This is a genomic window from Macrococcus animalis (assembly GCF_047425875.1).
Lineage (GTDB): Bacteria > Bacillota > Bacilli > Staphylococcales > Staphylococcaceae > Macrococcoides > Macrococcoides animalis.
In genome coordinates this window covers 817,332-839,575 of the sequence record NZ_CP179727.1, presented here as the reverse complement: position 1 = coordinate 839,575, position 22,244 = coordinate 817,332, and the positions used below count along the sequence as shown (strand labels likewise).

The 22,244-nt window shown below is 37.3% G+C and carries 15 protein-coding genes, 6 tRNA genes and 3 rRNA genes; 21 read left to right on the top strand and 3 right to left on the bottom strand.

Features of this window, described 5'->3' with window-relative positions; translation table 11 throughout:
* The first annotated feature begins 18 nt into the window (after positions 1 to 18).
* Entirely contained in the window at positions 19 to 1,566 is a 1,548-nt protein-coding gene (locus ACMGE9_RS04275; protein ID WP_414044016.1) for an amidohydrolase, read from the top strand.
* 170 nt (positions 1,567 to 1,736) lie between these two features.
* Here ACMGE9_RS04275 and galE read toward each other — a convergent pair whose 3' ends face one another.
* Positions 1,737 to 2,711 carry a UDP-glucose 4-epimerase GalE gene (galE, locus tag ACMGE9_RS04270; RefSeq protein WP_414044015.1) on the bottom strand — a complete coding sequence of 325 codons (975 nt, stop codon included), beginning with the start codon at positions 2,709 to 2,711 and terminating at the stop codon, positions 1,737 to 1,739.
* Between the two features lie 204 nt (positions 2,712 to 2,915).
* Here galE and ACMGE9_RS04265 point away from each other — a divergent pair, with 204 nt between their 5' ends.
* The 3 genes from ACMGE9_RS04265 (at position 2,916) to ACMGE9_RS04255 (ending at position 4,856) form a co-directional block, all read left to right on the top strand.
* Positions 2,916 to 3,386 (top strand): SepA family multidrug efflux transporter, encoded by a 471-nt coding sequence (locus ACMGE9_RS04265; RefSeq protein ID WP_414044014.1) that lies wholly within the window; start codon positions 2,916 to 2,918, stop codon positions 3,384 to 3,386.
* A 64-nt stretch (positions 3,387 to 3,450) separates the two neighbouring features.
* On the top strand, positions 3,451 to 3,858 hold the full coding sequence (locus tag ACMGE9_RS04260) for a MarR family winged helix-turn-helix transcriptional regulator (RefSeq protein WP_414044013.1): 408 nt from the start codon (positions 3,451 to 3,453) through the stop codon (positions 3,856 to 3,858).
* A 23-nt stretch (positions 3,859 to 3,881) separates the two neighbouring features.
* Positions 3,882 to 4,856 carry a ring-cleaving dioxygenase gene (locus ACMGE9_RS04255; protein ID WP_414044012.1) on the top strand — a complete coding sequence of 325 codons (975 nt, stop codon included), beginning with the start codon at positions 3,882 to 3,884 and terminating at the stop codon, positions 4,854 to 4,856.
* A gap of 103 nt (positions 4,857 to 4,959) precedes the next feature.
* Here ACMGE9_RS04255 and ACMGE9_RS04250 read toward each other — a convergent pair whose 3' ends face one another.
* On the bottom strand, positions 4,960 to 6,417 hold the full coding sequence (locus ACMGE9_RS04250) for an alpha-amylase (RefSeq protein ID WP_414044011.1): 1,458 nt from the start codon (positions 6,415 to 6,417) through the stop codon (positions 4,960 to 4,962).
* 177 nt (positions 6,418 to 6,594) lie between these two features.
* On the opposite strand from ACMGE9_RS04250, the gene ACMGE9_RS04245 reads away from it, so the two are divergent.
* From ACMGE9_RS04245 to rocF, 13 genes are all read left to right on the top strand, one after another.
* Entirely contained in the window at positions 6,595 to 7,650 is a 1,056-nt protein-coding gene (locus ACMGE9_RS04245; protein WP_414044010.1) for a P-loop NTPase, read from the top strand.
* Between the two features lie 15 nt (positions 7,651 to 7,665).
* Positions 7,666 to 8,382 (top strand): KinB-signaling pathway activation protein, encoded by a 717-nt coding sequence (locus tag ACMGE9_RS04240; RefSeq protein WP_414044009.1) that lies wholly within the window; start codon positions 7,666 to 7,668, stop codon positions 8,380 to 8,382.
* Positions 8,383 to 8,469: 87 nt separating this feature from the next.
* On the top strand, positions 8,470 to 9,774 hold the full coding sequence (locus tag ACMGE9_RS04235; RefSeq protein WP_414044008.1) for an MFS transporter: 1,305 nt from the start codon (positions 8,470 to 8,472) through the stop codon (positions 9,772 to 9,774).
* Between the two features lie 463 nt (positions 9,775 to 10,237).
* Positions 10,238 to 11,791: ribosomal RNA gene (locus ACMGE9_RS04230) — 16S ribosomal RNA — on the top strand.
* Between the two features lie 250 nt (positions 11,792 to 12,041).
* Positions 12,042 to 14,963 (top strand): 23S ribosomal RNA (locus ACMGE9_RS04225).
* A gap of 92 nt (positions 14,964 to 15,055) precedes the next feature.
* Positions 15,056 to 15,170 (top strand): 5S ribosomal RNA (gene rrf, locus ACMGE9_RS04220).
* Together the 16S, 23S and 5S rRNA genes with 6 tRNA genes alongside form the textbook arrangement of a ribosomal RNA operon.
* Before the next feature lie 20 nt (positions 15,171 to 15,190).
* Positions 15,191 to 15,265, top strand: a tRNA-Asn gene (locus tag ACMGE9_RS04215).
* Between the two features lie 3 nt (positions 15,266 to 15,268).
* A tRNA-Glu gene (locus tag ACMGE9_RS04210) sits at positions 15,269 to 15,343 on the top strand.
* Positions 15,344 to 15,349: 6 nt separating this feature from the next.
* Positions 15,350 to 15,425: transfer RNA gene (locus ACMGE9_RS04205), tRNA-Val, on the top strand.
* A gap of 27 nt (positions 15,426 to 15,452) precedes the next feature.
* Positions 15,453 to 15,536 (top strand) — tRNA-Tyr (locus ACMGE9_RS04200).
* Between the two features lie 5 nt (positions 15,537 to 15,541).
* Positions 15,542 to 15,616 (top strand) — tRNA-Gln (locus ACMGE9_RS04195).
* 6 nt (positions 15,617 to 15,622) lie between these two features.
* Positions 15,623 to 15,695 (top strand) — tRNA-Lys (locus tag ACMGE9_RS04190).
* Between the two features lie 189 nt (positions 15,696 to 15,884).
* The gene (rocF, locus tag ACMGE9_RS04185; protein ID WP_414044007.1) at positions 15,885 to 16,787 is read left to right on the top strand and encodes an arginase; all 903 of its coding nucleotides are present in this window, start codon (positions 15,885 to 15,887) and stop codon (positions 16,785 to 16,787) included.
* 36 nt (positions 16,788 to 16,823) lie between these two features.
* On the opposite strand, the gene ACMGE9_RS04180 is transcribed toward rocF, so the two are convergent.
* Positions 16,824 to 17,267 (bottom strand): ArsR/SmtB family transcription factor, encoded by a 444-nt coding sequence (locus ACMGE9_RS04180; protein ID WP_414044006.1) that lies wholly within the window; start codon positions 17,265 to 17,267, stop codon positions 16,824 to 16,826.
* A 315-nt stretch (positions 17,268 to 17,582) separates the two neighbouring features.
* Here ACMGE9_RS04180 and ACMGE9_RS04175 point away from each other — a divergent pair, with 315 nt between their 5' ends.
* Genes ACMGE9_RS04175 through glmM form a run of 4 tightly spaced genes read left to right on the top strand, consistent with a single transcriptional unit; the run spans position 17,583 to position 22,001 of the window.
* Positions 17,583 to 18,851 carry a tetratricopeptide repeat protein gene (locus tag ACMGE9_RS04175; protein ID WP_414044005.1) on the top strand — a complete coding sequence of 423 codons (1,269 nt, stop codon included), beginning with the start codon at positions 17,583 to 17,585 and terminating at the stop codon, positions 18,849 to 18,851.
* A gap of 31 nt (positions 18,852 to 18,882) precedes the next feature.
* Entirely contained in the window at positions 18,883 to 19,692 is an 810-nt protein-coding gene (gene cdaA, locus ACMGE9_RS04170; RefSeq protein WP_414044004.1) for a diadenylate cyclase CdaA, read from the top strand.
* Entirely contained in the window at positions 19,689 to 20,627 is a 939-nt protein-coding gene (locus tag ACMGE9_RS04165; RefSeq protein ID WP_414044003.1) for a YbbR-like domain-containing protein, read from the top strand. The genes cdaA and ACMGE9_RS04165 overlap by 4 nt, the downstream gene beginning before the upstream one ends.
* A gap of 27 nt (positions 20,628 to 20,654) precedes the next feature.
* Positions 20,655 to 22,001, top strand: a complete 1,347-nt coding sequence (gene glmM / locus ACMGE9_RS04160) for a phosphoglucosamine mutase (RefSeq protein WP_414044002.1) — start codon at positions 20,655 to 20,657, stop codon at positions 21,999 to 22,001.
* The last annotated feature ends 243 nt before the right edge of the window (positions 22,002 to 22,244 follow it).

The window sequence follows — 22,244 nt, the reverse complement described above, 5'->3', positions numbered from 1 at the left end:
TATTTTGGAGGGATTATTGTGGAACTTTATTATAATGGACATATTTATACCATGACAGCTCGAGATAAGACTGTCTCAGCAGTACTTGTAGATAACGGACGCATCATTGAAACTTTCGATGAGATACCTGATATTGACATAGCAAAAATTGATTTATCAGGAAGCACAATGTTTCCTGGCTTTGTGGACACGCATTTTCATCTTGTTGGAACAGGTATTGCATTAAACGGTGTGAACTTTAAAGATGATACGGATATTAATATCATTAAAGAAAAGATTCGTACAGCTGCACAAGCAATTGATGATAAAGCATTTTTAATATGTGAAGGCTACAATGAGAATCAATTAGGTGGTATTAAGATCACTAACAAAGATATTGATGCAATTACTGATAAGAAAGTAATTATTAAACGTGTATGTCGACATGCCGCAGTAGTTAGCTCGAGTGTTTTAAATCATTTTAATATCAAAGATAGCGTAGAAGATATGCCAGGTGGTCAATATGAAAAAGTAGAAGGAATGTTAAACGGTTGGTTACATGATAATGCGATGGAATTAATACTAGAAGTTGCTTCAAATGAGGATGAGCACTCATTAACAAGACATGTAGACTTTGCAGTAAAAGCTTTGGAAGAAGCAGGCTTAACAGGCGTTCATACTGAAGATTTAGCCTATTACAATAGTTGTCAAAGTGTACTGAATGCATATAAAAATGTAATAAATGAAGATAACCCATTTAGGCTCAACATATTACGCCATACAGATGTAATTGAAGAGGTGTTAAAGAGTGATTTTGAATACAATGAATTCTTCAGACCGGATGCGATGAAATTTTATGCAGATGGTGCACTTGGAGGGAGAACGGCATTATTCAGTTTACCATATAGTGATGACGATACTACAAATGGTTTAGCTATATATACTCCTGACGAATTAGCTGTAGAAGTTCAAAAAGCGCGTGACTTAAATGTGAATATTGCAGTACATATGATTGGGGATAAAGCAGTAGAAATGGTGTTGGATGCAATTGAAGCTAATCCACCAAATTCCGGGCATGACCGACTTATTCATGTGAGTTTTTTAAGAGAAGATTTAATCGAACGTATGGAGAAACTAGATATTATTTGTGATATTCAGCCAATGTTTGTGGCTTCTGATTTTCCTTGGGCAATTGATAGAGTTGGGAATGAGCGCGTACGTTATAGTTACCCATGGAAGACGTTATTAAATAAAGGTATTATTTGTGGTGGAGGCTCTGATAGTCCAATTGAAGATTATCGTCCTTTAACTGGTATAGATGCTGCAGTGAATCGTAAAGCTTTAGATGATACAAGTGATGGTTATAATATGGTAGAAGCACTGGATGTATTTGAAGCAATTTCGTTATATACTACAGAGGCAGCGAAGGTAGCAAATAACTTGTCTGAATACGGGACAATCGAAGTTGGAAAAGTTGCTGATTTTACGATATTAAGACAAAATCCTTTTGAAGTGGAACGTAATGCAATTCATAAGATAGAAGTTGCTAAGACTGTTATCGATGGGAAAATAGTATTTGAATCATGAAAAGAGGTTGGGACAAGGTGTTCTACCGCAAATAAAAACCGAATGAAACTAATAAATCGTTTGATTTATAGTTTCATTCGGTTTTGCTTATGACAACTTCTGTTTCGCCGTTTAGGCTGTTGATTATAAGAAGATTAATAATGATGCCTCAAGCTTTTGTATAATAATAATTATATTTTCTTTCTCCAGTTGTAATCCGATAAAATCATATCATCCAATGTGTATTCTGGTGACCAGTTTAACGTTGCACGTGCTTTCGTAGCATCAGCTAATACAAAATCAGGGTCACCACCACGTCGTGCGGATGTTTTTTGATTCAATGTTAATCCTGTAACTTTTTGTGCTGCATCAACAACCTGTTTTACTGAGTAACCTTGCTCTGTTCCTAGGTTAAACACAGTAGATGTTCCATTATTAAATAAATAGTCCATGCCCAGTTGATGAGCTTTTGCCAAATCGAATACGTGAATAAAGTCACGGATACATGTACCGTCATCTGTTTTATAATCATCGCCAAAGATTTCGAACACTTCGCGCTTACCGAGTAAAGTACTGTTAATTGATGGAATTAAGTGTGTTGGATTCTTTGTACGTAATCCATTAGAACCATCAAGCATTGCTCCTGCTACATTGAAGTATCGGAAGATGACATAGTTAACCCCATAGCGTTCACTGATCCAGTGAATCATTTGTTCACCGATATGCTTAGATTCTGCGTACGGATTTGTTGGTGCAATGGGTGTTGATTCTACTGCTTTAATATTAAATGAATTATTGCCGTAAATAGAAGCGGTAGACGAAAACATAAATTTATTAATACCTTTATCAGCAATAACACGAAGCACATTATTTAAACCGCATACATTATGCTCGAAATATTTTAATGGGTCCTTTACAGATTCGCTAACGACAATCTTTCCAGCACAATGTAAGACAGCATCGATTTTCTCTAAATCAAAGATTTTAGAAAAATTATTTACATCACTTACATCACATTGATAAAACTTTGCACGACTATCAACTGCTTCTCTGTGCCCTGTAGATAGGTCATCAGCTACGATTACGTTATAATTAGAATCAAGTAATTTTGTGACTGTATGTGAACCAATATAACCAGCACCACCAGTAACTAATATAGTGTTCATCAGTAAATCTCCTTTAACGATAAAGTTATTCCTTTATTATACAATAAAATTTAAAGTAACGACTACGAAAAGTATAAATTTTACTAAAACGTAAAATAAAAAAATTATTAATTTTATTTTACACAATTATTAAATAGTTTGTTAATCTATATTTAGAATATTTCGAAGAAAAACGGGTAAGAGTTTGACGAGGAGGCCAGATTGATGAAACAATTTAAATTTCCTAAAGGTTCATTACTAACAATTTTATTTGTTTTATCTGTAATATTAATATCTGGTGGGGCATTTATATTAATGCTAACGTTTGGTATGTATGGATTAAGTCGAATTTTAATTTACTTTAAACTTGCTGAATTTACATACAATGAAAACGTCATGGACAATAGTTTTTATTATGGATCATATATTGCGATAGGCTATTTCTTGCTTGTTGTGATTGAATATATATTAGACGACGTGAAGAGAATGTATTCTGATAATAAGTATTTTCAAGGATGGTACTTTCATATACTGACAATTTGTTTGTCGACGATTGTTTTTTATTTCGGAGTGCATATTAATTATCAACATATACGTATTAATTTTTTAGTCATTCTCGCTGTGATTAGCCTTTTGTATTATTTAACAGAAATTTTTTATCCAGATAGTGAAAATTTGAATAAAGAAGAGGACTAGGACGTCAGTTCTAGTTACTTGACTGTCGTCAGTTTAATGTTAAACTGACAACGAGGTGAAAGAAATGAAAACGAACAGAAGTTATCTTGTGTGGTTAAATATTGCCCGTATTTATAACGATATACTCAAGCAAGTGAATGAGCAATTAAGGGATACGGGATATTCATCGAGCCATTTTGATTGTTTAAATCAAATTGATATACACCCTGGTTGCACACAAAATGAACTATCTGAATTGATGTATGTAACGAAAGGGAATATAACGCATTTACTTAAAAAATTAGAGAGTGACGGTTTAATTGAACGTTCTCAAGAATGGAAAGTGAAGTATATTCGATTAACGAACGAAGGTAAGAGTATTGTAGAAACGTTGCGTCCGAAACATACCGCTTGTCAAGAAGAGATATTCGGTAGTTTAACCCAAGATGAACAGAAGCAATTATTACAGCTACTCAGAAAGATGAAACGATAAAAATAAAAAAAGAGGGAATTATAATGAGAAAAATTATAGGACAACACCACGCATCTGGGATTACAAAAGATGCAGCAGAAAACTTAGTATTTTATACAGAAATTTTAGGGATGCGTTTAGTGAAGAAAACAGTAAACCAAGATGATCCTTCTATGTATCATTTATTTTATGCAGACGGGACAGGTAGTCCAGGTACGGATTTGACATTCTTTGAAATTCCGAATGTAGGTCAAACATATCACGGAACGAACAGTATTACACAAATAGCATTGCGCGTGAAAAGTGATGAAGCAATTCGCTACTTTGAAGAACGTTTCAATCAGTTTAATGTTAAACATAGTGGTACGGTAGAAATTAATAATCGTCTTTCTATTGAATTTGAAGATTTTGAAGGACAACGTTTAGCGTTAGTATCTGATGCTAATAATTCAGGTGTTGCAACCGGAACGCCATGGGAGAAAAGTATTGTCCCTGCTGAATTTGGGATTACTGGTTTAGGTCCGTTTAAGATGGATGTTGAAGATGTAGAAGGGTTTAGTAGTATCTTAACAGAAATATTTGGCTATACAAAAAAGGGGTTATTTATACATCCGATTACGGAACAAAATATTATCACGTTTAGTTCAGATTTAGGTGGTAATGGTGATGAATTACAGGTGGTCCATAATATGAGTACTCCTGAACGACCAGGTAAAGGCAGTATGCATCATATTGCGTTACGTGTGAAAGATGAAGCTGAATTACAAGAATGGATTGAATTTATTAAAGCAAATCGCATTCCATCAAGCGGTTTCGTTGATCGTCACTTCTTTAAATCACTTTATATTAGAACACCTCAAGGCATCTTAATCGAACTTGCGACAGATGGACCTGGATTTGCAATAAACGAACCGATGGAATCGTTAGGTGAAACATTATCATTACCACCATTCTTAGAAGAAAAACGCGAATGGATTGAAGCACATGTTAAACCATTGCCAGCAGTAAAACATATATAAAGTATGGCTGATGCCCAAGATATTAAATATATTGGCTATAATTCTAAAAAATAAAAATGATGGTCGAAAATATATCGACCATCATTTTTATTTATATTTATATTTACATTTCTTTTTCACAATAAACCGATACACTACCTGGGTTCACTTTGAACACACCGTTTCCATGCTCATCAATGACAACACCTTCTTCGATTGTATCTGTGTAGTCATACCAGGTTTGTCCAGCACGGTCTTCGCCAACAAACATTTGTTTTTCGGCTGAATCTTCACTGTTATTAATAATAACTGCACATCCAGATTTGTCATCCGCATTACCTCGTCGCACCCAACCCACTACGTTTGGATGGTCAAAGTAATCATCTTGTTGACCGTAGGCTTTCAATTTACGGACATAAAGTAGTGGATCAATTGCCATTTGCTTGCTACCAACAGGATGGTCGCCACCGATACCATAATAATCGCCATAGAATACACATGGGAATCCATCTTGTCTTAAAAGGATAATTGCATAAGCTGCCTGTTTAAACCAATCCTTTACAAACGATTCTAATGCCTCACCTGGTTGAGAGTCATGGTTATCAACAAATGTTACAGCATGTTCTGGGTTTTCCTTAACAATCGTACCGTCAAAGATTTGACGTAAGTCATATGCTGCACCGCCTTCTGAAGCGGCCTTGAAGTTAAAGTGCAGTCTCACATCAAATAAATCTAAACTATATTCAGCATCATCTAAGAAGTTTTCATTTACTTCTAAATTTGGATTCCAAAACTCACCAACAAAATAGAAGTCTTGTCCGCGATGCTCACGCATTGCATGAATAAAATCTTTTATAAAATAACTTTCTATGTGTTTTACTGCATCTAAACGCATACCATCAATATTTAATGTATCTATAAGCCATTTTCCCCAACTAATCGTTTCTTCACGAACATCAGGGTGTTGATAATCCACATTGGTAAACATTAAGTAATCGAAATTTCCTTTTTCGTGGTCAACGTTTTCGTTCCAATCTTTATTGTCACCTAAAATTTTAAATATGCCAGTACGACCCGTTCGATGATCGTAATCAGTGCCGTTAAAGTGTATGTAATTCCACTCAAAGTCACTATATTTTTTATTTCGTCCAGGAAAGTAGAATTTAGTAAATGCATCAATATCAAAAGGCTCAGAAATTTGATGTGAACGGTTATTAGGATCGACTTCAACGACTTTTACTGTTTCAGCTTCATCTGCACCTGCTTTATGATTTAAGACAACATCAGCATAAACTTTAATATCATGATCGTGTAGGGCCTTAATTGCTGCAATCAATTGTTCTTTAGTGCCATATTTCGTTCTTACTTGTCCTTTTTGATCAAATTCACCTAAGTCATATAAATCATAAACACTATATCCAGTATTCATCACGTGGTCAGCTTTTGTAACTGGTGGTAACCAAATAGCGTCGAACCCTTTTTCTTTTAATGAAGCGGCTTCATCCTTTAATCTATTCCAATGTTCCCCGTCTCCGTTTGAGTGCCATTCAAAGTACTGCATAATTGTGTAATTTCTAGTCATGTTTTTCTCCTTTAAACGTTTATATTTATTATACCCAATAAACAAAGACTTCATCGCAGTCTACAAATTAAATTATATCGCTTTTTTAATAATAAAGCCTTTATAAGAAATTAATTTATACAAAGTGCTTATCTTTTGTTAAACTATATCTATTAGAATAGTGAAGGGGCGTTTAATGTGTTGAATAAAGAACAAGTAATAGAACTTATCGGAAATCTTAATGATCCAATCGTAAATCTTCCATTAAAGGAAACTGGGGGAATTAAAGAAGTTACTATTAAAGAAGAGAAAAACCACGTTTCTGTAAAAATAGCTATTGCAAAACTAGGTGGACAAGAACAACTAGATTTACAAATGAAAGTTGTTGAAATTTTAAAAGAGAATGGCGCAAACACTGTAGGATTGCGTTTTGAACAATTAGATGATGAAGCATTAGAGAAATTCCGCGGGATGGCAACATCTGAAATTGAACAGTTACTTTCACCAGATAACAATGTCAATTTTATTGCAATCGCTTCAGGAAAAGGTGGCGTCGGTAAATCTACTGTATCTGTGAACTTAGCAGTAGCTTTAGCACGTTTAGGTAAACGTGTTGGATTAGTAGATGCTGATATTTATGGTTTTAGTGTACCAGATATGATGGGTATTTCAGAAAAACCTGAAATTGAAGGCGAACGCATTAAACCTGTTGAACGTTTCGGCGTAAAAGTGATATCGATGGCATTTTTCGTAGAAGAGAATGCGCCGGTCATTTGGCGTGGCCCAATGTTAGGGAAAATGATTAATAACTTCTTCCAAGAAGTTAATTGGGGCGAGTTAGACTATATTCTTTTAGATTTACCACCTGGTACTGGAGATGTTGCACTGGATGTGCATACAATGTTACCAAAGAGTAAAGAGATTATCGTAACAACACCACACCCAACAGCAGCCTTTGTTGCAGCACGTGCAGGTGCAATGGCATTGCATACCGATCACGAAATTTTAGGTGTAGTCGAGAATATGTCTTACTTTGAAAGCAAAGTAACGGGTGAGAAAGAATATGTATTCGGTAAAGGCGGCGGCGAGAAGTTAGCCACTGAATTAAATACTGAAATATTAGGTCAACTTCCTCTAGCACAACCGGAATGGTCAGAAACAGAATTCGCACCTTCAGTTTATGCAGAAGAACATGCATTGGGTCAAATCTATTTAGATATGGCGAAACGCGTTATTAATAAAACAGAAGAATAATGATGAGGTATTGAAGTGACATTAAAGAATTTAGGTAAATTTTATGGAATAACTTTGCTAATTGGTCTTCTAAGTACAGTTATTGTTAGTTTAGTGTTTGGTTATGATAAGCTTACGATTTATTTAGTAAAAGGTGAAATGGGTGAATTTTTAGCCGCACTTGTTTGGTTTATGGGGTATGGTTTACTCATTGCATCTATTTCCCAGCTTGCATTTTTTGCATATTTATTTATTCATCAAATGGGTCAAGGCATATTTAAAGGTGGATGGAATGCCATTCAAGTTGTAATAATTCTTTTTGCGATAATCGATTTGGTTTATTTTAGATATTTACGTTTTGGGAAACAAGATGGTGATATATTAAGATTCATCTGGATTCCAATTTTAATCGTTATTTTCGGTATTATCGTTGCCATCTATAAGAACAAGTTGACTGGGAAAAATGTATTTATTCCTGCAATGTTCTTTATGGTTGTGATGACTACAGTTGAATTAATTCCATTTTTAAAAGTGAAAGATATGATGTGGTTATACTGCACAATATTTAGTTTACTTTTATGTAATGCTTTCCAGCTATTATCATTACCGAAGTATAACCGTTTATCATACGAAGAACGTAAAGCGCGTAAGATTGAGCGTGGTATTTGGGTGGAACCAAAAACTGAAACACCACCAGTAAAAAAACAAACACAAGTCGTGTCACATAAGAAAAAAAGTAAGAAAAGAAAATAGAATTGAACATTAAAAAGTTAATATATTAAAAGAAAATAAATCAGATTAGACATTTGTTTAATCTGATTTTTTATTGGAGGTATTTTTATGAAAAGAGGTCTAATAAGTGCACTCGTTATCATTATGTTCATGAGTGCAATTGAAACGTCTATCATTTCACTCGCAACACCAGCCATCGGAAATGATTTAAATGCCTCGACTTCTCTTGCGTTAATTTTTACAACATACATGATTGCAATTGTGATGATTACACCGCTCGTTGGTGAGTTAATGAAAAGAATGGGTGCTAAGAATTTAATGTTACTTGGTATTATTACATTTATTATAGGTAGCATGCTTTCTGGGTTATCATTCACTTTTGCGATGTTACTCATATCTCGACTAGTGCAAGGCATGGGCGCAGGTATTATGATGACCATGGGGAACATAATTCCCAAGATTGCTTTTGAAATACCGTACCGCTATAAAGTGATGGGAATTGTCGGTTCAGTATGGGGTATTTCGAGTATAGTGGGTCCAATTTTAGGAGGTGTTATTTTAACATATTTGAATTGGAGTTATTTATTCTATGTTAATGTACCGATTGCATTATTTGCAATATTTCTAGTAATAAAATATTTTAAATTTGAAGAATCAACTCAAAATTCAAAGTTTGATTTTAAAGGATTGCTTCTATTCTATGTTTTTTTAAGTGTTCTATTATTGTCTTTACTCCTTCATTCACACTGGCTGATACATATGGGATTATTTATATTCGCGTTTTTAATATTAATATTCTTTATCCGATATGAAAGAAATGTTGCTGAGCCATTTATACCAGTTAGGGCATTTACAAAAACTATCGGTCTTGTCATGGGGACGGATATGATATTTGCCATCATCATGATGGGGACGAATATTTTCTTGCCAATCTACCTTCAAACAGAAAAAGGATTGTCACCGTTACTCGCTGGACTAACAACTTTTACAATTTCGATATTTTGGCTATTATCAACTTTTATCTTAAAACATATAGAAGCTAGACTCTCATTAAAACGAGTGTATCAACTTAGTTTCTTCTATATGATTATAGGGAGTATGATCATTTTCGTTTTTGATAGTACAATTACTGTAACGATTGCTTCTGCATTTTTAGGCTTAGCTTTCGGGACAGTGTTTACAAAAAATATCGTTACGATACAAGAAAGTGCTTTACCACATCAATTGGGTAGTATGATGAGTACTTATAGTTTATTGAAATTTATAGGATCCACGACGGGTTCTATCATTATGTCACTGGCTTACTACAGCCAAATCTTTAAGACCATCGATAATAATATGATGTTAGGTATAATTGCTGCATTAAGCCTTATCGTTATTTATGAGTTTGTTTTCAAAGTAAAAACTGTTTAATCACTTGCCTCTATTTAGCGGATGTATAAAGCATCATAAATAGAGGCGATTAACTTTTATATAAAAAATTTAAAAAAATATGAAAAAGTGTTGACTAATTTAGCGCATCTTGTTAAGATATAAAAGTCGCTGAAAACAGACGACACAAAGCTTTAGTACATCAGAAAAACAAAATGAAAAAGTGTAAAACTTGCACTTGAAACTTTGTTCATGACGATGTAATATAATAAAGCAAGTTGATTTACGACTTGAAACGAAATAATCAATCGAGTGTAAAACTTCTTAAAATTAAATGTTGCAAAGAGTTGAGAGTTATGTTATCATTAATTCTTGTAACACGAAAAAATGAACATTGAAAACTGAATGACAATATGTCAACGTTAATTCCAATAATTTGAGTGGACTTAGTTCACTCCCAAGAGTGATTGCCTCAAGCAATCAAAAGAGCATTATCAAACAAACTATTATGGAGAGTTTGATCCTGGCTCAGGATGAACGCTGGCGGCGTGCCTAATACATGCAAGTCGAGCGAATTGACAGAGATGCTTGCATCTCTCGATTTTAGCGGCGGACGGGTGAGTAACACGTGGGTAACCTACCTATAAGACTGGGATAACTTCGGGAAACCGGAGCTAATACCGGATAATATTTAGCTTCGCATGAAGCAAAAGTGAAAGACGGTTTTGCTGTCACTTATAGATGGACCTGCGGTGTATTAGCTAGTTGGTGAGGTAACGGCTCACCAAGGCAACGATACATAGCCGACCTGAGAGGGTGATCGGCCACACTGGGACTGAGACACGGCCCAGACTCCTACGGGAGGCAGCAGTAGGGAATCTTCCGCAATGGACGAAAGTCTGACGGAGCAACGCCGCGTGAGTGAAGAAGGTTTTCGGATCGTAAAACTCTGTTGTAAGGGAAGAACAAGTACGTTAGTAACTGAACGTACCTTGACGGTACCTTACCAGAAAGCCACGGCTAACTACGTGCCAGCAGCCGCGGTAATACGTAGGTGGCAAGCGTTATCCGGAATTATTGGGCGTAAAGCGCGCGTAGGCGGTCTCTTAAGTCTGATGTGAAAGCCCCCGGCTCAACCGGGGAGGGTCATTGGAAACTGGGAGACTTGAGTACAGAAGAGGAGAGTGGAATTCCATGTGTAGCGGTGAAATGCGCAGAGATATGGAGGAACACCAGTGGCGAAGGCGGCTCTCTGGTCTGTAACTGACGCTGAGGTGCGAAAGCGTGGGGATCAAACAGGATTAGATACCCTGGTAGTCCACGCCGTAAACGATGAGTGCTAAGTGTTGGGGGGTTTCCGCCCCTCAGTGCTGCAGCTAACGCATTAAGCACTCCGCCTGGGGAGTACGGTCGCAAGACTGAAACTCAAAGGAATTGACGGGGACCCGCACAAGCGGTGGAGCATGTGGTTTAATTCGAAGCAACGCGAAGAACCTTACCAAATCTTGACATCCTTTGACAACTCTAGAGATAGAGCTTTCCCCTTCGGGGGACAAAGTGACAGGTGGTGCATGGTTGTCGTCAGCTCGTGTCGTGAGATGTTGGGTTAAGTCCCGCAACGAGCGCAACCCTTATCTTTAGTTGCCATCATTAAGTTGGGCACTCTAGAGAGACTGCCGGTGATAAACCGGAGGAAGGTGGGGATGACGTCAAATCATCATGCCCCTTATGATTTGGGCTACACACGTGCTACAATGGATGGTACAAAGGGCAGCAAAACCGCGAGGTCAAGCAAATCCCATAAAACCATTCTCAGTTCGGATTGTAGTCTGCAACTCGACTACATGAAGCTGGAATCGCTAGTAATCGTAGATCAGCATGCTACGGTGAATACGTTCCCGGGTCTTGTACACACCGCCCGTCACACCACGAGAGTTTGTAACACCCGAAGCCGGTGGAGTAACCTTTTAGGAGCTAGCCGTCGAAGGTGGGACAGATGATTGGGGTGAAGTCGTAACAAGGTAGCCGTATCGGAAGGTGCGGCTGGATCACCTCCTTTCTAAGGATAATTACGGAAATCAAATCTTTAAGATTTGATAGGGATTAACATTGACATATTGTATTCAGTTTTGAATGTTTATATTTGACCTTCGGTCAATATGAAATGTTCAATTGTACTTTGAAAACTAGATAAAGTAAGAAGAAATAAAAGATTTTACCAAGCAAAACCGAGTGAGTTCATATTTGAATTCTTAAAAAAAATCGCGCGTTTATACATTTATGTATAAACATCACAATTATTAATAACAGATTAAGTTATTAAGGGCGCACGGTGGATGCCTTGGCACTAGAAGCCGAAGAAGGACGTTACTAACGACGATATGCTTTGGGGAGCTGTAAGTAAGCTTTGATCCAAAGATTTCCGAATGGGGAAACCCAGCATGAGTTATGTCATGTTATCCATATATGAATACATAGTATATGAGAAGGCACACCCGGAGAACTGAAACATCTAAGTACCCGGAGGAAGAGAAAGAAAACTCGATTCCCTTAGTAGCGGCGAGCGAAACGGGAAGAGCCCAAACCAAAGAGCTTGCTCTTTGGGGTTGTAGGACACTCAATACGGAGTTACAAAGGAACAATTTAGACGAATGACTTTGGAAAAGTCAGCCATAGAAGGTAAAGGCCCTGTAGTCGAAAAGTTGTTCTCTCCTGAGTGGATCCTGAGTACGGCGGAACACGTGGAATTCCGTCGGAATCCGGGAGGACCATCTCCCAAGGCTAAATACTCTCTAGTGACCGATAGTGAACCAGTACCGTGAGGGAAAGGTGAAAAGCACCCCGGAAGGGGAGTGAAATAGAACCTGAAACCGTGTGCTTACAAGTAGTCAGAGCCCGTTAATGGGTGATGGCGTGCCTTTTGTAGAATGAACCGGCGAGTTACGATTTGATGCAAGGTTAAGCAGTATATGTGGAGCCGTAGCGAAAGCGAGTCTGAATAGGGCGAATGAGTATCAGGTCGTAGACCCGAAACCAGGTGATCTACCCATGTCCAGGTTGAAGTTCAGGTAACACTGAATGGAGGACCGAACCGACTTACGTTGAAAAGTGAGCGGATGAGGTGTGGGTAGCGGAGAAATTCCAATCGAACCTGGAGATAGCTGGTTCTCTCCGAAATAGCTTTAGGGCTAGCCTCGTGTGATGATTATTGGAGGTAGAGCACTGTTTGGACTAGGGGCCCCCCTCGGGTTACCGAATTCAGACAAACTCCGAATGCCAAATAATTTAACACGGGAGTCAGACTGCGGGTGATAAGGTCCGTAGTCGAGAGGGAAACAGCCCAGACCACCAGCTAAGGTCCCAAAATATATGTTAAGTGGAAAAGGATGTGGCGTTGCCCAGACAACTAGGATGTTGGCTTAGAAGCAGCCATCATTTAAAGAGTGCGTAATAGCTCACTAGTCGAGTGACGCTGCGCCGAAAATGTACCGGGGCTAAACATATTACCGAAGCTGTGGATCCGTAAGGATGGTAGGAGAGCGTTCTAAGCAGCGTCGAAGCATGATCGTAAGGACATGTGGAGCGCTTAGAAGTGAGAATGCCGGTGTGAGTAGCGAAAGACGGGTGAGAATCCCGTCCACCGATTGACTAAGGTTTCCAGAGGAAGGCTCGTCCGCTCTGGGTTAGTCGGGACCTAAGCCGAGGCCGAATGGCGTAGGCGATGGATAACAGGTAGATATTCCTGTACCACCTAAGATTGTTTGAACGATGGGGGGACGCAGTAGGATAGGCGAAGCGTACTGTTGGTTATGTACGTCCAAGCACTGAGATTGAATATTAGGCAAATCCGGTATTCATTAAGATCAAGGTGTGATGGGGAGCGAAATTATAGTAGCGAAGTCGTTGATTTCACACTGCCAAGAAAAGCCTCTAGTTAGAAATTAGGTGCCCGTACCGCAAACCGACACAGGTAGTCAAGATGAGAATTCTAAGGTGAGCGAGCGAACTCTCGTTAAGGAACTCGGCAAAATGACCCCGTAACTTCGGGAGAAGGGGTGCTTTTTAGGGTGCAAGCCTTGAAGAGCCGCAGTGAATAGGCCCAAGCGACTGTTTATCAAAAACACAGGTCTCTGCAAAACCGTAAGGTGACGTATAGGGGCTGACGCCTGCCCGGTGCTGGAAGGTTAAAAGGAGTGGTTAGCATCTTGCGAAGCTACGAATTGAAGCCCCAGTAAACGGCGGCCGTAACTATAACGGTCCTAAGGTAGCGAAATTCCTTGTCGGGTAAGTTCCGACCCGCACGAAAGGCGTAACGATTTGGGCACTGTCTCAACGAGAGACTCGGTGAAATCATAGTACCTGTGAAGATGCAGGTTACCCGCGACAGGACGGAAAGACCCCGTGGAGCTTTACTGCAGCCTGATATTGAAATTCGGCACAGCTTGTACAGGATAGGTAGGAGCCTTTGAAACGTGAGCGTCAGCTTACGTGGAGGCGTTGGTGGGATACTACCCTGGCTGTGTTGACTTTCTAACCCGCACCACTTATCGTGGTGGGAGACAGTGTCAGGCGGGCAGTTTGACTGGGGCGGTCGCCTCCTAAAGAGTAACGGAGGCGCTCAAAGGTTCCCTCAGAATGGTTGGAAATCATTCGCAGAGTGTAAAGGCACAAGGGAGCTTGACTGCGAGACCTACAAGTCGAGCAGGGTCGAAAGACGGACTTAGTGATCCGGTGGTTCCGCATGGAAGGGCCATCGCTCAACGGATAAAAGCTACCCCGGGGATAACAGGCTTATCTCCCCCAAGAGTTCACATCGACGGGGAGGTTTGGCACCTCGATGTCGGCTCATCGCATCCTGGGGCTGTAGTCGGTCCCAAGGGTTGGGCTGTTCGCCCATTAAAGCGGTACGCGAGCTGGGTTCAGAACGTCGTGAGACAGTTCGGTCCCTATCCGTCGTGGGCGTAGGAAATTTGAGAGGAGCTGTCCTTAGTACGAGAGGACCGGGATGGACATACCTCTGGTGTACCAGTTGTCGCGCCAGCGGCATAGCTGGGTAGCTATGTATGGACGGGATAAGTGCTGAAAGCATCTAAGCATGAAGCCCCCCTCAAGATGAGATTTCCCAACTTCGGTTATAAGATCCCTCAAAGATGATGAGGTTAATAGGTTCGAGGTGGAAGTACAGTAATGTATGGAGCTGACGAATACTAATCGATCGAAGACTTAATCAATTTTATAGATTTTTTATTCGGGATTGCCGAGTAATATCTAATTTCTTCTTACTTATCTAGTTTTGAAAGTATAATTTATTATCTTTCATTTGTCTGGTGACGATGGCAGAGAGGTCACACCTGTTCCCATACCGAACACAGAAGTTAAGCTCTCTAGCGCCGATGGTAGTTGGTCTTACGATCTGCGAGAGTAGGACGTTGCCGGGCAATTTTTATGTTTATATTTATCCACAGTAGCTCAGTGGTAGAGCTATCGGCTGTTAACCGATCGGTCGTAGGTTCGAGTCCTACCTGTGGAGCCATAAGGCCCCTTGGTCAAGCGGTTAAGACACCGCCCTTTCACGGCGGTAACACGGGTTCGAATCCCGTAGGGGTCACCATTTTTAGGAGGATTAGCTCAGCTGGGAGAGCATCTGCCTTACAAGCAGAGGGTCGGCGGTTCGAGCCCGTCATCCTCCACCATTTTAAAAATTATTGGATTACATATACGGAGGGGTAGCGAAGTGGCTAAACGCGGCGGACTGTAAATCCGCTCCTTCGGGTTCGGCAGTTCGAATCTGCCCCCCTCCACCATCTATTGGGCTATAGCCAAGCGGTAAGGCAACGGACTTTGACTCCGTCACTCGTTGGTTCGAATCCAGCTAGCCCAGCCATTTTCAGAGCCATTAGCTCAGTTGGTAGAGCATTTGACTTTTAATCAAAGGGTCAGAGGTTCGAATCCTCTATGGCTCATCAGTTTCATCTATACACCCTTCGGGGTGTTTTTTTTTTGCTTTCTATATTATTGAATACGTTTTCATATAGATACATAAATATCCATTTTATTCATTTATGCATAAAAAGATTGTATATTGACGCATAGTTATATAAAATTAAAGTAGTCAGATAATTAAAAATTTTTTTAAATAAGGGGATTTTGTAATGAATAAGACAATAGAAATAATCGGGGCACCTAGTGCATTTGGACAACGAAAATTAGGGGTTAATTTGGGGCCAGATGCAATGCGTTATGCAGGCTTAATCGAGCGTGTAGAAGATATTGGTCATACTGTAATCGATACAGGTGATATTCAATCACCCAAAATTGATATGAAGAAGTATAAATCTGAACAAGGTGGCTTGCGTAACTTAGAAGAGGTTACATCATTCTGTGAATCATTATATGCTAAAGTAGATGCTGTTGTTCAAAAAGGTAATTATCCAGTTGTAATCGGAGGAGACCATTCTATTGCTATGGGGACAATAAGTGGTATTTCTAAGCATTATAAGAACTTAGGTGTTATTTGGTATGATGCGCACGGTGATTTAAATATTGATGAGTCATCACCATCAGGTAACATTCATGGTATGCCATTACGCGCATTAATTGGGGATGGACATGAAGATTTAGTGAATATCGGCGGATATAAGAATAAAGTAAAAGTTGAAAATATCGTATTAATTGGTATGCGTGACTTAGATGAAGGTGAAAAAGCGTATATTAAAGAAGTGGGTATAAAGACTTATACAATGGCTGAAATTGATCGTTTGGGTATTCAAGCAGTGATTGAAGAGTCATTATCATATTTAGAAAAATGTGATGGTATTCATTTATCATTAGACGTTGACGCTTTAGATCCAGTTGAGACTCCAGGAACAGGAACTACTGTACCTGGTGGAATTACTTATCGTGAAAGTCACTTTGCAATGGAGTTATTACATGATAGTGAAAAGATTACGTCATTTGAAATTGTTGAAGTAAATCCTTTAATTGATATTAACAATAAAACTGCGGATCAAGCAGTTGGATTAGTTGGATCTTTCTTCGGAGAAAAATTATTATAAATGCAGATTGTCATAAATAAAAATATTCCCTACCAATTAATTTTGGTCAGGGAATATTTTTATTTGGTAACTTGAATCACCAGTTTTTGATGAAGCTTTCTTAACATACTTCTTAAGGTCTTTCTTGAAATCAGCGAAGTCTTTTTCGTTGATTTGAAGCTTAAATGATAGATTGTCCTTCTTGCTATCTTCTTGAGAAAATTTAAGTAAATCTAAGTTGGGAACAATTTGCTTTGCTACAGGTGCATAAAACTTTTGAATAATACTATGCTTCTGTTCAGTCTTCACTAATTCGATAATACCTTGTTTCTCAAGCTCCGCTAAATGATAATGGATCTTTGCACGTGGTATTTCTAATTCATCAGCTAGTTGCTGACCTGTTTTAGCTTCGATAGACAATAGTTCTAAAAGTTTGATACGAAATGGGTCACTAACACACTTTAACTGAGCAAGGTTCTCGATAACTAAAATATCTAACATTATGCTTCTCCTTAGTATATTTACTTATTTATTAAGATAATTATATTATCCTTGTAAAGTTCAATTATGTCAACGAATTACACAAAATGATTAATATTATTATTTAAATTTAGTTGGTTTTATTACTAATTCATTAAATAAAAATATAATATTCATAAAATAATTTATGTTATATAACAAAACTTAAATTTTGTAAATTTATTTTTGTTGTATATTAACAAATTGATATAATTATTTCATATTATAATAAGATAGTAATGGAATGTTAACTGCATATAGTTTATTATTGAACTATACAAAAAAAGGAGGAAAATCATGTTAGGTCAGAGAATAAAAGAACTTAGAAATCAAGCAAATTTAACACAACAAGAGTTAGCAGACGGTATTATTTCAAGAACATACCTAAGTTTAATTGAAAAGAACTCAGTACATCCTTCAACGAATGTGTTAAAAAAATTAAGTGTGCGTTTAAACTGTACATTAGAAGACTTTACAAGTACAACAGAAGATAGAAATTTAAGTCTTTTAGAGATAAAAAAAGAGATTAAATGGGCTGAGAATCATGTGTTAATGAATGATTTTAAAAATCTTGGCGATTTTATAGATAAAAGTTATGAAACATTAGAAAGTATTACAGAATCAGAACGCGGTGCGATAAGTTGGGTCACTGCTAGCTATTACTTCCATAATAAAGATTATGACAATGCCCGTAAATATGTAGAAAAAGCAATCGAAATTGTAAAAAAAATGCGTGATGTTACAATTTATTTACGTTCTCTAGAATTGTTGGGTCGTATTGAGTTTGAGGTTGGTAATGATATGGAAGCTATCAATCATCTCACGAAAGCAAATAATATTACGATTGTAGAGAATATAGTTAACATAACACGCGTCTCAATCCTTTATTATTTAGGTAATTACTATTCACGTATCGGTGAGTTTTATGTTGCCATTAAATTATGTGAAGAAGCTATGGATTTAAATATGAAGTTAAATACATATCATTTAGCATTGAACATTGAAAATACATTAGGCCGCTCTTATCAAGCAACAAGAGATAATGAACAAGCGGAATACCATTACAGAAGAGCGATTAGCTATGCAGAATTACGACCTACCTCATTTGATTATGTTGGCAGTTTAAGCAACCTAGCTATGTTGCTTGAATCTTTAGGAAGAATTGATGAAGCATATGAAATTATAATGAAATGTAATGATATGTTAGATGAACATAAATTTAATCATCCATATGAAGTTAATGTACGTTTGCATTTAGCAGATATCATGATTGGTAAAGGACTATATGAGGAAGCGCGCGTTATTATTGCAGAGAATATTAAAGGTGATAATAGTGGTTATGGAGAAGAATTGATGGGCGATCTTGAATATAAACTTGGTAACCATCAAGGGGCATTGACTTATTACAAGGTAGCATTAAATGGTAATGAACATGTGTATTACTTCGGTAGAATCACGAAAAAAATTGCAGAAATTTATGAAATTCTTGGTGATTTAGAACAATCAAACGAATATTATAAAAAATGTATCAATCTATACGAAGAATCTCTCCCACACATGGTATAATTATTTTTAGCATGAATATGGAGGAGATACAATGCAGTTGCTTAGTGTACTTGATAATTTAAGTACTGTTAAGATTATTACTGGCATCCTGGACTTGCTGATTGTGTGGTACGTTATTTACTTGCTAATTAATGCAATTAAAGGAACGAAAGCTATTCAATTATTAAAAGGTATCTTCTTTATTCTGATTGGTAGAACGCTGAGTAATCAGTTGGATTTAACAACAACAACAAAAATGTTTGATATGGTTATGGAATGGGGTTTCTTAGCCATCATTGTTATCTTTCAACCAGAATTAAGAAGAGCTTTAGAACAGCTCGGACGAGGAAGTCTATTTAAACGTAACGCTCAGAACTTGAAAGTAAATCAAGCTAAGCTTACAGACGCGATGGTAAAATCAGTACAGTATATGGCAAAACGTCGTATAGGCGCTTTAATTGTTTTTGAGAAAGAAACAGGACTTCAAGATTATATTGAAACAGGTATACCAATCAATGCAGATATTTCATCTGAATTATTAATAAATATATTTATTCCAAACACACCTTTACATGACGGTGCAATGATTGTTCAAGGTGATAAAATAGCGGTAGCAGCAAGTTACCTACCACTATCTGATAGTGTAAAAATCCAAAAAAGCTTAGGAACACGTCATAGAGCAGCTGTAGGTATTTCTGAAGTGTCAGATGCCTTTACGGTCGTGGTCTCTGAAGAAACAGGGGATATATCTGTTACCTATAATGGACGTTTACGTAAAGATGTTTCATTAGAAGTTTTTGAAGCCTTACTTACTGAACATTGGTTTAGTACACATGTCACTAAGAAAGGTGTTGAAGAATGATGTTAGAGAATAAATGGGGACTTAGATTTGTTGCCTTAATTTTAGCTTTATTTTTATTCCTATCAGTAAATGATGTCTTCGCACTCTTTGGTGATAATCAATTTAACCAAAAAACACAAACAGTTATTGAAGATGTACCTGTTAAAGTTATTTATGATGATAAGAACTTATATTTAACAGGTGCTCCGAAGACTGTGAGTGTTAGAGTGAGCGGACCGCAGTCTATTGTTAAGAAGACAGAAAGTATGATGGATTTTAACGTTTCACTTGATTTATCTAACTCAAAAGTTGGAGAATATAAGAAGAAATTTAAAGTTAAAGGTATTTCTGATAAGTTGGATTATGAAATTATACCGAAAGTAGCTAACGTTTCTTTATCAGAAAAAATAAAAGATACACGTCAAGTAGAAGCGGAAATTAGTAATTCACGTATTGCCACAGGTTATGAACTGATCGGTAAAGAAGTTGATCCATCACAGGTGACAATTACAGGTGGTGAGGATGAAATCAATAAAATTGCTTATGTAAAAGCAACATTGAAAGAGACAACGAAATTATCTAAGACAACAAGTGAAGATGCAGAAGTGAATGTATTTGACTCACATTTGAATAAGCTTGATGTATCAGTGAAACCTGATAAAGTTAAAGTGAACATTAAGATTGCACCAACATCCAAGACAGTCGCAATCAGTGCCAAAAAATCAGGGAAATTACCATCTCACTTAAAGTTAAATAGTCTTGAATTATCTGAGACAGAAGTTGAACTGTTTGGTAAACGCTCTGTTTTAGATGGCATTGGAAGTTTGGCAATCGAAGTAGATTTATCAAAAGTAGCTAAAGATACAATTGTTAAAGAAAATATACCTTTACCAAAAGATGTATCAAGTGCAAAACCGAAACAAGTTGAAATTAAAATTGATGTAAGTAAAAAATAACTAATGGATTAAAAGGAGTTATAAATAATGGGTAAATATTTTGGAACAGACGGTGTAAGAGGTGTAGCTAATAGTGAGTTAACACCAGAATTAGCATTTGAATTAGGGCGTTACGGTGGTTATGTATTAGCACATGGCGGTACAGATAAGCCTACTGTTGTAGTAGGACGCGACACACGAGTTTCTGGTATTATGTTAGAATCTGCGCTTGTAGCAGGATTACTATCAACAGGTGCAGAAGTTATGCGACTAGGTGTTATTTCAACACCAGGTGTATCTTACTTAACAAGAGAATTAAATGCACAAGCGGGTGTAATGATTTCAGCAAGTCATAACCCTGTACAAGATAATGGTATTAAATTCTTCGGTTCAGATGGCTTTAAATTAAGTGATGCACAAGAAGCAGAAATTGAAGCTTTATTAGATGCGAAAGAAGACACGTTACCAAGACCGACAGGTGTTGATTTAGGCCATACTTCAGATTACTTTGAAGGTGGACAAAAATACTTAAGCTTTATTAAATCAACAATTGATGGTGATTTAGAAGGATTAAAAATTGCACTAGACGGTGCTCATGGCTCAACTTACTCTTTAGCACCTTACTTATTTGGTGATTTAGAAGCGGATACAGTAACCATTGGTTGTAACCCAGATGGCAATAATATTAATGATGGAGTAGGGTCAACACATCCAGAAGGACTAGCGGAATTAGTTGTGGAATCAGGCAGCGACTTCGGTTTAGCATTCGATGGAGACGGAGACCGTATTATCGCAGTTGATGAAAAAGGACAAATCGTTGATGGCGACCAAATTATGTTCGTATTAGCACAAAGCATGCATAATGAAGGCACATTAAAAGATAACATGGTTGTTTCAACAGTGATGAGTAATTTAGGATTCTACAAAGCATTAGATGAATTTGAAATTAAATCAAATAAAACTAAAGTTGGAGACCGTTACGTTGTTGAAGAAATGAGAAATGGCCAATACAACTTAGGTGGCGAACAATCTGGCCATATTGTAATGATGGATTACAATACGACAGGTGATGGATTATTAACAGGTGTTCATTTAGCGAGCATCATTAAGAAGTCTGGTAAAACTTTAAGTGAATTAGCAGGACAAATGAAGAAATACCCGCAACGTTTAGTGAACATTCGCGTTTCTGATAAGCATGCGGTTGAGCAAAATACAGCTGTTGCAGAATCAATTGCTAAAGTTGAAGCTGAAATGAACGGAGAAGGTCGTGTGTTAGTACGTCCTTCAGGAACGGAACCATTAGTGCGTGTAATGGTTGAAGCGAAGACAGAAGAAGATGCTGAACGTTTTGTAAACAGCATTTCAGAAGTTGTTCGTGAACATATGGGAATTTAAGATTAATATAATTGAGCACCAGATACTATTATTGTATCCGGTGCTTTTTTGTTTGAGTGGGGAAAAATAGAGAAAGTTTTTCTACACAAATAAATTACGTAATATAATTTTTAATGTATAATTATTAGTAAGTAGTTTTGTATTGTTTAGAGATATAAGACAAGTAGCATATTTAATTCTGTTTCCGAATGAATTTAATTTCTAATACTTGTCTAATTTATCATAAATATAGTACAATTACAG

Excerpts from the sequence above, each read along its gene's own strand:
- galE (WP_414044015.1), bottom strand. The coding sequence starts at position 2,711 with ATGAACACTATATTAGTTACTGGTGGTGCTGGTTATATTGGTTCACAT.
- ACMGE9_RS04265 (WP_414044014.1), top strand. The coding sequence starts at position 2,916 with ATGAAACAATTTAAATTTCCTAAAGGTTCATTACTAACAATTTTATTT.
- ACMGE9_RS04260 (WP_414044013.1), top strand. The coding sequence starts at position 3,451 with ATGAAAACGAACAGAAGTTATCTTGTGTGGTTAAATATTGCCCGTATT.
- ACMGE9_RS04255 (WP_414044012.1), top strand. The coding sequence starts at position 3,882 with ATGAGAAAAATTATAGGACAACACCACGCATCTGGGATTACAAAAGAT.
- ACMGE9_RS04250 (WP_414044011.1), bottom strand. The coding sequence starts at position 6,417 with ATGACTAGAAATTACACAATTATGCAGTACTTTGAATGGCACTCAAAC.
- ACMGE9_RS04235 (WP_414044008.1), top strand. The coding sequence starts at position 8,470 with ATGAAAAGAGGTCTAATAAGTGCACTCGTTATCATTATGTTCATGAGT.
- rocF (WP_414044007.1), top strand. The coding sequence starts at position 15,885 with ATGAATAAGACAATAGAAATAATCGGGGCACCTAGTGCATTTGGACAA.
- ACMGE9_RS04180 (WP_414044006.1), bottom strand. The coding sequence starts at position 17,267 with ATGTTAGATATTTTAGTTATCGAGAACCTTGCTCAGTTAAAGTGTGTT.
- ACMGE9_RS04175 (WP_414044005.1), top strand. The coding sequence starts at position 17,583 with ATGTTAGGTCAGAGAATAAAAGAACTTAGAAATCAAGCAAATTTAACA.
- cdaA (WP_414044004.1), top strand. The coding sequence starts at position 18,883 with ATGCAGTTGCTTAGTGTACTTGATAATTTAAGTACTGTTAAGATTATT.
- ACMGE9_RS04165 (WP_414044003.1), top strand. The coding sequence starts at position 19,689 with ATGATGTTAGAGAATAAATGGGGACTTAGATTTGTTGCCTTAATTTTA.
- glmM (WP_414044002.1), top strand. The coding sequence starts at position 20,655 with ATGGGTAAATATTTTGGAACAGACGGTGTAAGAGGTGTAGCTAATAGT.